Source organism: Mucilaginibacter sp. (assembly GCF_039925265.1).
Taxonomy (GTDB): Bacteria; Bacteroidota; Bacteroidia; order Sphingobacteriales; family Sphingobacteriaceae; genus Mucilaginibacter.
Genome location: NZ_JBDSZG010000048.1, coordinates 38,430 through 52,591, shown reverse-complemented (window position 1 = coordinate 52,591; position 14,162 = coordinate 38,430). Strand labels below are relative to the sequence as shown.

At 45.5% G+C, this 14,162-nt stretch carries 14 protein-coding genes; 11 read left to right on the top strand and 3 right to left on the bottom strand.

The features are described from left to right. The first annotated feature begins 216 nt into the window (after nt 1–216). Nucleotides 217–408 carry a hypothetical protein gene (locus tag ABIX36_RS22665; protein ID WP_191191081.1) on the top strand — a complete coding sequence of 64 codons (192 nt, stop codon included), beginning with the start codon at nt 217–219 and terminating at the stop codon, nt 406–408. Between the two features lie 106 nt (nt 409–514). Here the strand turns inward: ABIX36_RS22665 and ABIX36_RS22660 are convergent, their stop codons facing one another. Next, complete coding sequence (locus ABIX36_RS22660; RefSeq protein ID WP_348084447.1) at nt 515–1,009, bottom strand: hypothetical protein; 495 nt, start codon at nt 1,007–1,009, stop codon at nt 515–517. Nucleotides 1,010–1,127: 118 nt separating this feature from the next. Between ABIX36_RS22660 and ABIX36_RS22655 the strand changes: the two genes are divergently transcribed. Both ABIX36_RS22655 and ABIX36_RS22650 read left to right on the top strand, forming a co-directional pair. After that, nucleotides 1,128–1,682, top strand: a complete 555-nt coding sequence (locus ABIX36_RS22655; RefSeq protein WP_348084446.1) for a GNAT family protein — start codon at nt 1,128–1,130, stop codon at nt 1,680–1,682. 147 nt (nt 1,683–1,829) lie between these two features. Beyond that, entirely contained in the window at nt 1,830–2,042 is a 213-nt protein-coding gene (locus ABIX36_RS22650) for a hypothetical protein (protein WP_133235335.1), read from the top strand. Nucleotides 2,043–2,094: 52 nt separating this feature from the next. Here the strand turns inward: ABIX36_RS22650 and ABIX36_RS22645 are convergent, their stop codons facing one another. Next, on the bottom strand, nt 2,095–2,577 hold the full coding sequence (locus ABIX36_RS22645; protein WP_348084445.1) for a CYTH domain-containing protein: 483 nt from the start codon (nt 2,575–2,577) through the stop codon (nt 2,095–2,097). A gap of 103 nt (nt 2,578–2,680) precedes the next feature. Between ABIX36_RS22645 and ABIX36_RS22640 the strand changes: the two genes are divergently transcribed. From ABIX36_RS22640 to ABIX36_RS22625, 4 genes are all read left to right on the top strand, one after another. Further along, nucleotides 2,681–5,404 (top strand): carboxypeptidase regulatory-like domain-containing protein, encoded by a 2,724-nt coding sequence (locus ABIX36_RS22640; RefSeq protein WP_348084444.1) that lies wholly within the window; start codon nt 2,681–2,683, stop codon nt 5,402–5,404. 125 nt (nt 5,405–5,529) lie between these two features. Next, a complete protein-coding gene (locus ABIX36_RS22635; protein WP_348084443.1) occupies nt 5,530–5,934 on the top strand; it encodes a DUF1761 domain-containing protein in 405 nt (134 codons plus the stop codon). Nucleotides 5,935–6,128: 194 nt separating this feature from the next. Next, the gene (locus ABIX36_RS22630; protein WP_348084442.1) at nt 6,129–6,998 is read left to right on the top strand and encodes an aldo/keto reductase; all 870 of its coding nucleotides are present in this window, start codon (nt 6,129–6,131) and stop codon (nt 6,996–6,998) included. 89 nt (nt 6,999–7,087) lie between these two features. Next, on the top strand, nt 7,088–7,507 hold the full coding sequence (locus tag ABIX36_RS22625) for a hypothetical protein (protein ID WP_348084441.1): 420 nt from the start codon (nt 7,088–7,090) through the stop codon (nt 7,505–7,507). Between the two features lie 41 nt (nt 7,508–7,548). On the opposite strand, the gene ABIX36_RS22620 is transcribed toward ABIX36_RS22625, so the two are convergent. Continuing rightward, complete coding sequence (locus ABIX36_RS22620) at nt 7,549–7,842, bottom strand: YciI family protein (protein ID WP_348084440.1); 294 nt, start codon at nt 7,840–7,842, stop codon at nt 7,549–7,551. Nucleotides 7,843–7,980: 138 nt separating this feature from the next. Between ABIX36_RS22620 and ABIX36_RS22615 the strand changes: the two genes are divergently transcribed. The 4 genes from ABIX36_RS22615 to ABIX36_RS22600 all read left to right on the top strand — a co-directional run bounded on the left by ABIX36_RS22615 (nt 7,981) and on the right by ABIX36_RS22600 (nt 14,091). Further along, nucleotides 7,981–9,156 carry a galactokinase gene (locus ABIX36_RS22615; RefSeq protein WP_348084439.1) on the top strand — a complete coding sequence of 392 codons (1,176 nt, stop codon included), beginning with the start codon at nt 7,981–7,983 and terminating at the stop codon, nt 9,154–9,156. A gap of 104 nt (nt 9,157–9,260) precedes the next feature. Continuing rightward, nucleotides 9,261–9,791 (top strand): RNA methyltransferase, encoded by a 531-nt coding sequence (locus ABIX36_RS22610; RefSeq protein ID WP_348084438.1) that lies wholly within the window; start codon nt 9,261–9,263, stop codon nt 9,789–9,791. 56 nt (nt 9,792–9,847) lie between these two features. Then, entirely contained in the window at nt 9,848–13,405 is a 3,558-nt protein-coding gene (locus ABIX36_RS22605; protein WP_348084437.1) for a TraB/GumN family protein, read from the top strand. A 26-nt stretch (nt 13,406–13,431) separates the two neighbouring features. After that, on the top strand, nt 13,432–14,091 hold the full coding sequence (locus ABIX36_RS22600) for a YdeI/OmpD-associated family protein (protein ID WP_348084436.1): 660 nt from the start codon (nt 13,432–13,434) through the stop codon (nt 14,089–14,091). The last annotated feature ends 71 nt before the right edge of the window (nt 14,092–14,162 follow it).

Here is a 14,162-nt window from a genome sequence, read left to right as displayed (position 1 = left end):
CACAGGCGTAGTATCAGCATTCACCATAGCAACCCCGGTAAAACGCGATACCACCACCACCAAACCAGCTACTAAAAAAGATATTGGCCAGGCTGATACCAAAAAAGATATCGGACAGGCAGACACTAAAAAAGATATCGGTCAGGCTGACTAATTACTCCCCACAACATCATCACAACGAGCAAACAATAACAACAACCCCTAAAAATACAGATCATGAAAAAAGTAATCGTAGCAGCTGCATTAATATTAACCACAGGCGTAGTATCAGCATTCACCATAGCAACCCCGGTAAAACGCGATACCACCACCACCAAACCTGCTACTAAAAAAGACATTGGCCAGGCTGATACCAAAAAAGACATCGGACAGGCAGACACTAAAAAAGACATCGGCCAGGCAGACTAATTACAACGGCCATCTGCAATAGCCTGTAAATAAAAAATGCACCAGGAAGGCCCGGCGCATTTAAGTAATTTGAATAGGTAAGTGGCTGTATTAAAACAGCTATCCGCTATTTGCGAAACTTATCGCAGTTATCCATATTATATATAATAGTATAATCGGCTTTGTTATCCACCTGCTGGCGGCCGGTTTTAGCATCAACAGTAAAAGGCTTTTGTGCCAGTTGCTGCGACGACAGCTTAAAAGCCACAGTCATTGTATCGGTTTGCCCTTCCTGCATAAAACTCCACACCGCTTTTATTTTATCACCATCCAATGTACCCGATAGGGTTCCTTTCCGCCGGTCTTTTTCTTTTGGCAGCCAATTCATTTCTCCGCTTACTTTATTGGCATTTATAACCAAATGCACGGCAGTAGTATCCTGCGCGGCGGTACCATCGGTATGCACAAAACAGTACTCCATATTTTGAGCGGGCGTATTTGCTTTAGTCGCGTAAGAGGTATCTATTTTACCGCTGTCGGTTGCTATCGTATCAGTTCCTTTTTTACCGTTGCCCGCGCATGACGCCAATGCAAGTACACCTATAATAATATAACTCTTCATGGGTATCGTGTTTAATGTTTTACTACTACAATTATAGCTGTAAATAGTTCGGTTTTTTCTTTCGCTCCGGGGCGAAAACTTTTTAAATGCCCTATATTTACCGTATAAAAACACGCTGATGCTTGATGTTAATTTGCAGCCCTTCCCGGTACTTTCTACGCCTCGTTTAACGCTTCGCGCGGTAAATTTTGGCGATGCGGAAGCCATTTTTGCGATGCGTACCGACGCAGAAGTGTTGAAATATATAGATATAGAGCGCCCAAAATCGGTAGAAGCGGTATTTGACTGGATAAAAATGATCCACGGAATACATGAAAAAAACGACGGCGTTTTATGGGGAATAACCTTAAAAGGCAGCGAAGAAATGTTGGGCAGCATTGGTCTCTGGAACATAGAGAAGCTCCATCACCGTGCCGAAATTGGATATATGTTATCCCCTGCCTGGCAGGGCAAAGGAATTATGCAAGAAGCTTTAAAAGAGGCTGTTAAATACGCGTTCGATGTCATTTGCCTGCATTCGATAGCGGCCAGCGTAAACCCGGCCAACCAGGCATCTATAAACCTGTTAGAACGTAACGGCTTTGTGCGCGAAGCCTATTTTAGAGAGAACTATTACTATAAAGACAAAATCGTCGATTCGGCCGTGTATTCTTTAATTACAACAAAAAAATAACAACTATGCATAAAATTTGTTAGTTAAGTATAATTACATAACTTGCCTGCACAAAACCAATTGCCCCACTCTTAACCTAAATTATTATGCGGGGCGCAAAAACAAATTTTAATTAATACAGTTTACACTTAAAAAAACTTAAAAGACATGGCAGCACAATCAGGAGGCATTACCGCCTATTCAGTAAAAACCAAAACCAAAAATGTTCCAATGATCGATCCGGTTATCGATATCAAATCGGGCCGTTACATAGCTACAGGTAAAGATGCCGATGGCAACAAAATGGCAGCTATTATGGGCAAAGCAACTGCAGAAGGTCATATTGCATCAGGCGCAGCTACAAAAGGCTCTGGCTGGTAAATATCAGGTACTATAAAACAAGAAAACCTGCCACGCGGCAGGTTTTCTTGTTTTATATGCTTACGTCTCCCCAATTTTTATGAGGATTAACCGATAGGCTGGCATTACTGTACCGGTGATCATCGGTTACCTCCCGGGCTACCCAGTCGGGTCTCTCAAAGGCTTGGTCCTCCTGTTCCAGTTCTATTTCGGCAACTATCAGCCCATCGTTGTCGCCGCTAAAAATATCCACTTCCCAGGTGTTGCCCGCAAAATCAATTTCGTACCGCACCTTTTCTATGGCCGATACGGTGAGTCCGCTTAATATCTCGTTACCATCCGCAATAGGGATGGTATACTCATATTCGCTCCGGCTGATGCCCGTGGTGCTCCCCTTTAGCGTAAGATAGGCAGCCTCATCGGTTACGCGAATACGTACCGTGCGCTTATCATCGCTTAAAATATAACCCTGTTTAAACAGTTTCCCGGCCGGCTTTGCAAGCGCGTTCCATTTGGCGTGATCCACCAAAAACTTCCTTTCTATTTCTATCGCCATACTATTTATCTAACAATACTGTTATAAAATGTTAAATCACCATTGCTTTCAACACGCCGTAAAGCTAAATGTTTATATTAGCCCGGCTACATTTATATAACAAATGAACTTGAAAAGATCCGTACTGTTTATATTATCGCTGATAGTTTTCTCCCAGGCATTCGCACAACGGGATACCGTGAGTTTAAATACCATTGTTACCAAAACAACCAAGCTAATTACCTCCTACCCCTTCGAAAAAGTATACCTGCATTTAGATAAGCCTTATTACGCCGCCGGCGATACCATCTGGTTTAAAGCCTATGTCACTATCGATCAGCATTCGCCCACCATTTTAAGCAATATTGTTTATGTAGATATCGCTAACAACCAGGATTCTATAACCCGGTTCATCAAATTACCGGTGGTAAATGGCGTTGCCAATGGCAATATAGGCCTCACCCCGGCCGATTTTAAACAAGGCAACTACCATTTGAGGGCCTACACCGCCTACATGCGCAATTACGACCCGGATTACTTCTTCAACAAAAACCTTGTGATAGGCAACCCGGTAGATAAAGATATTGTTACCAATGTATCGTTCAGTTCCGCAGCAGCAGCTGCGCTCACAAAAGTTACGGCAAGCGTAGCCTATAAAGAAGCCCGCGAAAACCTGCCCCTGCTCAATAAAAAAATAAGCTGGACGGTTGTGGCCAATAACGAAGAGCTTTTTAAGGGCAAAGGTAATACCGATGATAACGGCGTTTTTAAAGCCGAGTTCAACGGAGACCCGGCTGCGTTAAAAGGTGCCAGTTTAGTAACCGTGATAGACTTGGGTAACCGTAAATCTGTCACCAGCACCTTCGCATTAAAAACTGCCGCCAGCGGTAAAGACGTACAATTTTTCCCCGAAGGGGGTGAGCTCATCATTGGTGTGCGATCTAAAGTTGCCTTTAAGGCCCTAAACAGCAACGGACTTGGTATTGATGTAAAAGGAACGGTTACCGATAATACAGGTGCCGTAGTGGCTAACCTTACTTCGCAGCATTTGGGCATGGGTGTTTTTGCCCTGACGCCCGAAACCGGCAAAACCTACAAAATAAACGCGGAATTTGCCGATGGCAACAAGGCCGTTTACGATCTGCCCCGCATCAAAGCATCGGGTATCAACCTCTCGGTATTTAACAACGACCCGGAGAAACTCAACATCAAAATATCAGCTAACGACGCTTACTTTCAGCTGAACCAGGGCAAGGTTTATTACATCATCGCCCAAAACGGCGGTGCGGTGTATTTTGCCGGGCAAACCACCTTAGAAAGCCCCATCTATAGCGCATCTATTCCAAAAACCAAGTTCCCCACCGGTGTGGTGCAGCTCACCCTGCTTACCGACCATGGCGTTGCCCTTTGCGAACGGGTAGCCTTCATTCAACATAACGACGCCCTTAACATCTCTATAGCCAGCGCGGCAAAAGCTTACAACATCCGCCAAAAAGTAAGGCTTAATATATTGGCAAAAAACAAGGCTCTGCCGGTTGCAGGTACTTTCTCGGTATCGGTTGTTGATGAAACAAAAGTACCTTTTGATGAAAATGCCGAAACTACCATTCTAACCAGCACCCTGCTTACATCGGAACTGAAGGGGTATATAGAAAAACCAAACTATTACTTCATCAGCAAAGATGCCAACGTTGCCGAGAACCTTGATATCCTGATGCTTACCCAAGGCTATAGGCGCGTATCGTACCGAAACATACTGGCCAACAAAGTGCCGCAAATAACCGTGTTCCCAGAGCAAAGTGGATTGGAAGTCAGCGGCGTACTGCGCAACAACACCGGCATGACGATTGCCAAAGGTTACCTGCGCCTGCAGGTACCATCGCGGAATTTTTATGCTGAAACCACTACCGATATGGTGGGCAACTACAAATTCTCAAAGCTTAACTTCACCGATTCGTCCAAAGTGGTTATCAGCGCACGGAGCAGCGCCAATGGCAAAAACCTTGTTGTTACCGCCAACCCCGAAACTTTTCAGTACCCATCAAAAAACAATATGGCCCTTGATGAAGTGACGAATATTGACAGTGCGTTTAAACCCTACCTCGAAAACAGTTTAAGGCAGTACAAAAACACGCACCAGCTGAAAGAGGTGGTGATCAAAGCCGATCCTATCAAAAAAACGGGGCATTCCGATTATTCGGTATTTACGGGCCTACCCATGCTGGCCGATCAGCAATTCAACGCTGCCAACATGCGTAACTGTACCAACCTGTACCTTTGCCTGCAAAGCATGATACTGGGTACAACCATTAATGAGAATAAGATCTATTTTATGAAGAACTACAACAGCCAGGATAAAAAACCGATCCAAATATTTGTGAACGGTATGCCGGTAGACCTGTTGTACCTTAACGGCGTACAGGTAAGCAATGTAGAATCGATAGAAGTATTTAAAAGCGCCGGCTTAAGCGGCATCGACGACCTGTACGGCACATCGGGTATTGTGGAGATCAACCTTAAAAAAGCGCCAAAGGGAACTAAAATATCCTTTGCCGAATTGCAGGAACTTATCCCTCCGCCAAATATTTTAAGCATAACCCCGGTTGGCTACGCCATAAACCGCGAGTTTTACGCGCCAAAATACGATGTACCAAAACCCGGCACCCTGGGCGGCGATCTGCGCAGCACCGTTTACTGGGCACCAAAAGTTACTACCGATAAAACTACCGGCGCAACTTTTATAGAGTACTACAACGCCGACGGGCACGGCACCTACCGCGCCACCATAGAAGGTATGGATGCCGATGGTAACCTGGGCAGGTATGTATACAGGTATACGGTTAAGTAAGAGATAAAGGCATAATTATAGCTTAAACACTTAGGCGTGCATAGCGAAGCCTCCCCCGGCTTCGCTATTTGCATTTATCCTTTTTTATTGCCTAAATTTATACAAACCTTTAATCCCAATTAATTATGGACATGAACCTCGTAAATTGGCCCGCCGTTGTTGTGGCCGGCCTATCAGCATTCGCCATTGGCGGCATCTGGTATTCACACTCTCTTTTTGGCAAAGCCTGGATGGTTGACAGCGGGCTTACCGAAGAACGAATAAAGGCAGGCAACAAAGGAAAAATATTTGGTTTTACCGCCCTGTTTTCCATCATCATGTCGGCCAACCTCGCTATGTTTTTAGCCGATGCTAAAACAGATCTGGCGTGGGGCGCAACAGCCGGTTTCCTTGCCGGAGTGTGGACATTTGGTGCCATAGCCACCCATAGCCTTTTCGAATTAAAATCCTGGCGACATATATTTATCAATGGCGGGTATAGCGTTGTTTCGCTTACGCTGATGGGCTTGATATTGGGCGCCTGGAGATAGGGCGCAACGAATTGTCTGAACCCGAATTTTAGGAATTAACGAATTCCCAGAAGCCCTTCTTATGTGTTAGCGGCAATTCTATTAATTCTTAAAATTCGAGTTCAGACATAAACAACATAACAGGAATATGTCCCCCACCTGAACAAAACAGCCCCCGGTATTGTTAATTTATACTGATAAACAATAACAGGATCATGAGTAACAAAACCGCATCTTTCCAAAAAACGTTCACCATAGGTGGCGATATCACCGTTAACCGAATTGGCTACGGTGCCATGCGCATCACCGGCAAAGGCATCTGGGGCCCGCCGAAAGATCACGACGAATCCATCAGAGTTTTAAAACGCGCGGTAGCACTGGGCGTGAACTTTATCGACACCGCCGATAGCTACGGCCCCAACGTATCCGAGGAACTGATAGCTGAAGCACTGCACCCCTACCCGACTGGTTTGCTCATAGGCACCAAGGGTGGCCTGCTGCGCACCGGGCCCGACCAGTGGCCGGTAGATGCCAGTCCCGAACATTTAAAGGAAGCGTTGGATGGCAGCTTGAAACGCTTGAAGCTTGATCAGATTGACCTGTACCAACTCCACCGCATAGACCCCAAAGTGCCCGCCGAAAAGACCTTCGCTTTTTTAAAACAGGCGCAGCAGGATGGCAAAATAAAGCACCTCGGCCTATCGGAAGTGGGTATTGATGATATTAAAAAAGCGCAGGAATACTTTGAGGTGGTATCGGTACAAAACATGTACAGTGTGGATAACCGCAAATGGGAAGGCGTGCTGGAATACTGCGAGCAGGAAAATATCGCCTTTATACCCTGGTTCCCGCTGAGTGCCGGTAATGTGGCCAGCGAAGAGATCTTACAAAAGGTGGCGGCAAAACATGGCGCGACCGTACACCAGGTGGCGCTAAGCTGGCTGCTTAACCATTCGCCAAATATATTGCTCATCCCGGGTACCTCCAGCGTGGCGCATTTGGAAGAGAACATGCAAACCGCCGGTGTTGTGCTGGATACCGAAGACATAGATGAACTGGATGGCATATCGCCGCCGGTTGGATAAACACCCATTGAATAAAATGGAAAAGGATGTCGAAAACGGGCATCCTTTTTTGTTGCTATACAAAGTATCCAAGCGTATTTTTGCACAGAATGAAAAGCAAAGAAGAAATACTGAATAACTACTATACGCAAGGTGCCGACGGCATGCCCGAAATTTCTGCAGATGGCCTGTTAAAAGCCATGGAAGAATATCGCCGGCAGGCAGAAGAAGCCGCTTTTAACGCCGCAAAGGAATATGAAGGCGGGGTAATTGGCGGTAAAGAGCTTTTCGAAACTTTTGAAGATTATAGAGCCAGCCTTGTTATCCCGGTTGCAACACCCACCGAGCCGGACGAATTAGCGCAGATCCAATTCATGGCCGATAGTATTTTGGAACTGTTCATCCCGCAGGACAAAACAGTCGAACAGATCTCCTTCGATATCCGTACCAACGGTAAAGAATACACCGTAAGTTACAATAAAACCCCGCAAGGTTACTGGGTTTTTGGCACCTACACCCCCACAGAATAGCTTTCGAGAACTTTTGACTTTTGACTTCTAACTTTTGACTTTTAACTTACCTGCGCTACTTTAAACGGCTTCACATCCACCGTTTCCCATATCTTTTGGGTGATGTAGGGTTCGCTTTGTTTCCAGGCTTCCAGCCCTTCTTCAGTCTCAAACTGCAGCACCATTACCGATCCTATCATTTTGCCTTCGTCATTTAACATAGCACCACCAAGTATATAGTTACCGCCTGCTTTTAGGGTAACGGCCCCATCCAAATGATGCGGGCGAACGCCCATGCGGCGGTCCAATGCGCCTTCGTCGGTATAATCGTATGCGGTTATGAGGTATTGATTCATGGCTGATTTGTTTAGTATAGAGGTAACAAGTATACGGTGGTTCTGTTTAGCGTGCAAATTAATTGTAAATGGTTGCAGATAAGTGTATAAAATAACTGTAAGTTTTACAATATTTGTTGTTGAAACCAATACACTATAATGAGAGAGCAACTACAGCAGGAATTTTTGGCACACTACGGTCATGAGCATCTATTCACTTATTTTTCGCCTGGCAGGGTAAACCTCATAGGCGAGCATATTGATTATAACGGCGGGCTGGTAATGCCCTGCGCGGTTACGTTGGGTACCTACCTGCTTATTGCCCCAAATAATGATGGCGTTTTCCGCTTTAAAAGCATGAATTTTAAGGAAACAGCCGAAATTGCCCTTGGATCGAGCAACGCCAAAAAAGAAGAATTTTGGTTCAACTACCCCACCGGCGTTATAGAACATTTTAATAACGATGGCAAAATTCTGCATGGGCTTGATATGCTGTATTACGGCAATATCCCCATTGCTTCGGGCTTGTCGTCCTCCGCTTCAATAGAAGTAGTTACCGCTTTCGCGCTTAACGATCTGTTTGGCTGCGGATACACTAAGCTTGAATTGGTGAAACTTGCCAAATGGGTAGAAAATAGTTACATCGGCCTGCACAGCGGCATTATGGACCAGTTCTCGGTTGCCTTTGGCGAAAAGAACAAAGCGCTGATGCTGAATTGCGATACGCTGGAATACCAGGCCGTAAACAGCAACCTGGGCGAGTACCTGCTGGCCATCATCAATACCAATAAACCACGCAAGCTTGCCGAATCTAAATACAACGAACGTGTGCAGGAATGCGCTACCGCCCTTGCCGCTTTAAAAACCGAGCTGGACATTAACTACCTCTGCGATATTGATACCGAAACTTTTAATAAGTATAAGCACCTGATAACCGACGAGGTTATTTTAAACAGGGCCACCCACGTAGTAGAAGAGAACGACCGCGTTAAACTGGCGGCAAAAGCGCTGAGTAATAACAACCTGGCCGAATTTGGCAGGCTGATGTACGCCTCGCACAATTCCTTAAGCACCCTTTACGAAGTAAGCGGAAAAGAGTTGGATACCATTGTAAACTTTTGCAAACCCAATAAAGATGTGGCAGGTGCCCGTATGACGGGTGCAGGCTTTGGTGGTTGCGCTATCGCTTTAGTAAAAAAGGATTCCTTTGCAAAATTCAGCGAAGAGGTAGCAGAGTACTATATCAAAGAGATTGGCTACGCGCCATCGATATACAGTTCTTTAATAGGTAATGGTGTTGGGCTTTTAAAAGAAGTGGTAGCGGTATACGCGTAAGTAGTGAGTGGTGAGCATAGGGTGGTGAGTAGTTGTTGATCCGCACCTTCTGCTCATCAATATACAACCACTCACCAGTCAACCATTCACCACTCACCAATCCCATGCGCAAACTTAAATTAGACGAACTTAACAGGCCCAGCATAGCTGAGTTTCAAGAACAGGACAAGCTGCCCGTTGTAGTAGTGCTTGATAATGTGCGCAGTATGCATAATATCGGTTCTATATTCCGCACCTCGGATGCACTTGCGGCAACTGCTGTATATCTTTGCGGCATTACCGCGCAGCCCCCGCACCGCGAAATTGAAAAAACCGCTCTCGGGGCAACCCAATCTGTTACCTGGCAATACTTTAGCAATACGCTAGAAGCGATCAAAGAACTTCGCGCCGATGGTTATAAAATAGTTGCCATAGAGCAGGCAGAGAACAGCATTATGCTGAATGAGTTTACGCCTTTGGCCGATGAAAAATACGCTCTCATATTTGGTAACGAAGTAAACGGCGTAAGCGACGAGGCCATGCAAATGATAGATACCTGTATTGAGATCCCGCAATTTGGCACCAAGCATTCTTTCAATATTGTGGTATCGGCGGGGATCGTTCTTTGGGATTTCTTTGCAAAATTGATTAGCTGAGCGCTCAACTCTGGCAATAATTACCTATTTTTAGCTAAGCCTAAAGCTGCTATCACATGACCACGCCCCTAAACGCCTCGCCGGTACGCCAAAAAAGAGCGACCACCAGCTATCTAAATGCCATCAAACCAATCTTATTAGTTCTTTCGCTGCTGTTTTTATCGGCCATTGCTGCCGTAGCGCAACCCAAAAGCAGTTATAATTTATTGTGGAGGATAAGCGGGAAAGGCTTAACCAAGCCTTCGTATTTATTTGGCACTATGCATGTTAAGGATAAGCGTGCTTTTGGTTTCAGCGATTCGGTAATGCTGGCGATGCAAAACTGCCAGGCTTTTGCGCTCGAAACGCATCCCGATACCATTGTAAAAAAGATGTTTTTGACCATGCACGGGCAGGATAGTTTGCGCAGCGTGCGCCGGCTGCTCAGCAAGGACGATTATGATAAACTCGCCGGGCGTTTCCAGAAAAAGAACGGCTACCCGATGGGCGATATCGACCCCATACAGGCAGAAGCCATGTTACAGCCCGAAAGAGCAAAGCCCGACGATAAGAAAACGTTTGTTGATGCTTACCTGTTTGGCGTTGCAAGGTCGATGAGTAAAAACACCTACGGCTTAGAGGACGGCGCAGGGCAGTTTGATGATTATTTCGGTGCAAACTCTCCACAACTTAAATCAAGGATAACCGAAATGCTGGAAGACGATGACGAAGAAGGACAACTCGACGATCTCGACGAACTGATAACCGCGTACAGCACCGGTAATTTGACTAATATTATTGACCTGTTGACGGATGATAAGCTCAACGACTCGATACTAATAGCCCGGAATAATGTGATGGTGAAAAGTATGCTGATGTATATGGCAAGCCAGCCCCTATTCACGGCTGTTGGTGTGGCACATCTCCCCGGGGATAACGGCATTATTGCCCTGCTAAGGCATGAAGGGTATACGTTAACCCAAGTTGACGCGACTTTTACCGGGGTAGCTAATAAGTTCAATACCGATTATACTAAGCTTAAATGGCAAACATTTACCGACGAGAACAGGGGTTATTCCATGGACCTGCCTTTCGCTCCTATCCAAACGGATGTGCTGTTGGGTATGAATACAGTAATATACCCCGATATAGCTAACGATATTTCCTTCGGATCCTACGCTATCCTCGAAGGATCGGCCACCAAACCTCTATCTGAAAAGGTTGTATTGGGCGCTATGCTGAAAAGGCTAAAGCTGGCGCGAACCAATCGCATTATGATTAACAAAGTGGTTGTGCTAAACGGCCTCAAAGCTACCGACCTAACCGTGTCTACCGGAGAAGGGACCGGGCTGCGTTACCGTATTTTTTTCAATAACAATATGATGTATTGCCTTTATGCAGGCAATACACTGGCCAATTTAAACCAGCCGTATGCTAACCGTTTTTTCAACTCCTTTAAAGCTTTTACCCCGATAGTACAGCACAGTAAGGGCTGGATAACGCTAAAAAACGACACGGCGGCATTTGAGGTAAAGTTACCCGGAAAGCCCCAGTCTATCGAGAAAATGGTGCCGGTTCAAGCCGGCCAACGCAATGCTACTTTGAAGCTCTACATGTCTATCGATAGCGTAAAATTCGAAAATTACCTGGTACGCTATAACGACTACCCCACCGGCATGTTTCTCTCCAGCCCCGAAAAAGCTTTTGAAGCGATAACTGCCGAGCTTAAAACAAAAGAGGTAAAGATTACCAGCATCAAAAATATTGTTAAAGATGATAACGAGGGGCTCGAAATAGATTTTACATTGAAGGGCTACAACTGCCGGGCACAATTATACACCAGGGGGAACCGCGTATATATGCTGCTGAAACAAAACCTGAGCCCCGGGGCACCCATAACAACCGACGACGACTTCTTCACGTCGTTTAAGTTTACGCCCTACCTTGTGCCAACTTTACACCCGTACGATATAGCGAACGGAAATTTCAAAAGTAAGATCTTCGATGATCTTAAAATAGTAAAGGATAGCGTCGCTGACTACAAATCCTTCTTTTACTCTGATGGCACCGTGTATTCGGTTAATCGTACATCGGGCGCGTTGTATGGGATAGAACATGCCAACATCAGCAAATATTACCGTGCAAAAAATGCAGATTCTATCTACAGCAGCTTAATACCGGAGTTTGTAAGCTATGCCGATACGCTGATAAAGGTTGATACAATAAAGGTTAACGGCATAACAGGCAGGGAGTTTATTACCCGGGTAAAAAAAGGCACACAAAAGCACCGCTTCCGCGTATTTATTGATAACGGCGATATATTTTACTTCAACGGCCATCAAAGCAGCCAGGAAATGCATGGCGATATTGAAAATGCTTTTTACAACTCTTTAGTTAAAACGCATGATAACGCCCCAATAGACCTCGCATCATCAAAAGCCCGGTTAATTACAAACGATTTAGAAGCCGCAGACTCGCTTACACGGGTGCAGGCAAAGGGTGCTTTAAGCTTTTATAAGTTCCAGAAAGATGAATTGCCATACCTGTACGCCGCCATTAAAAAACCAATGTCCGATGATTCGACCAGTTACGGGTCGCGGGGCAAGCTGGTGCGGGTGCTAAGTAAGGTGAATGACGGCACCACCACAGCCCAGCTGAAACAACTTTACCTTACGCCGGGCACGCCAAAAGAATTGAAATCGACTATTTTGAGTGTTATTACCGAAGCGGATAAAAAGAGTGGCTACGATACTTACCTGGACCTATTGACTAATTATGATGCGCCTGATCTGGATAACATGTACACGGCTATCAGCCCGTTAACGGATTCGCTTGAGTATGTTACCGCAAATTTTGACAAAATATTGCCATTGTTAAAAAACCCCCGTTACCGAAAAAACGTGTTGAACGTATTCAACAACATGCTTTACAGTGACAATAAAGGCAAATACACCGAGTTTATAAAAACCCATTTCGATGATTTAACTACCTACGCCAACGAAGATTTGAATGCTTATTTTGCACAGCAGGATAGTATCCGCAATAAGTGGTCATCGCCGGTATCTTATTACCTGGAGTTTATGAAAAACGTACAAGGCAAAGCCATAACCGCGCCTTTCACAGCCAAACTATTAAAAGACGACGCTGTAGAAGATAACCTGAGCGATGCCATAATTGCCCGTTTAAAAAACAACTTACCCGTACAACAGCCCGTAATTAACAAAATTTTAGATAGCGTATATTACCGGTACAGCTTCTTGAAAGAACTAAACGAGATAAAACAATTGAGCCGTGCTCCGCTCAAATACCGCACACAGGCCGGCTTTGCGAAATTATCGCTCACAGAGTTTATTGAGGGAAGCGATACGGGCAGCCCCGCAAATGTTGTTTTACTGGGCACTTTGCCTGAAAAGGGAAACACCTATTACGTGTTTAAATTCGCGGTTCCCGATTATGAAGAAGATGTAACCTACTTAGGCATTTGCGGGCCATACAAAACAGGCAGTAACGTACTCGATTTTAAAAGTTACCGCGTTTACACCACTTGGGAAGCCAAAGAAACCAATTGGCAGAAGCAAGCCAAAAAGATGATCCCTGAGCTTAAAAAATCCATAGCCGAAGATTTGAAAGATTAGTACATTTACTTAAAACAGCCAAGTATATGAGCCCTCTTGCCAAAAAACTCCTGATGAAGCCCGGCCAAACCTGGCTGATATTAGATCCGCCGGAAGATTACCTGGCCGCGCTTGAACCCCTGCCCGATGGCGTAACGCTTGCCTTCGAGTTAACAGGCGCGGTTGATGGCATTCAATTTTTTGTGAAAAACAGCGCGGAACTGGCCGCCAGCCTGGATCAGATGGCACCCATATTAAAGCCGGAGACGGTGCTTTGGTGCATCTACCCCAAAAAGAACAAAGGCATTGATACCGACCTTGAAATGATGAGCGGCTGGGAAGTGGCCAAAAAACACGGATTACGCCCTGTTGCCTCCGCAGCCATCAATGATGTTTATACCACCCTCCGTTTCCGCCCCGAAGTTTTGGTGAAGCATTCTGAATCGCGCAATGAAGCCATCAAAACAAACGATTACGCCAATTATATCGACCCGGAGAAAAAAACAGTGATCCTCCCCGCTGATGTTGCCCAAACGCTGGATGCAACACCCGGCACGCTTGCCGCGTTCAACAAGCTGGCCTACTCGCACCGTAAAGAATATGTGGTTTGGGTACTCTCCGCCAAACAGGAACAAACCCGCCTGAACCGCGTGGCCAAAATGGCAGAAATGCTGGCCGCAGGGAAAAAGAATCCGTCGGAAAAGTAAACGTGCAGGAATTTCACAAATCAAAACTTCGTTTTAACCACAGAGGGCGTGGCGTTAAATAAACTTTATTG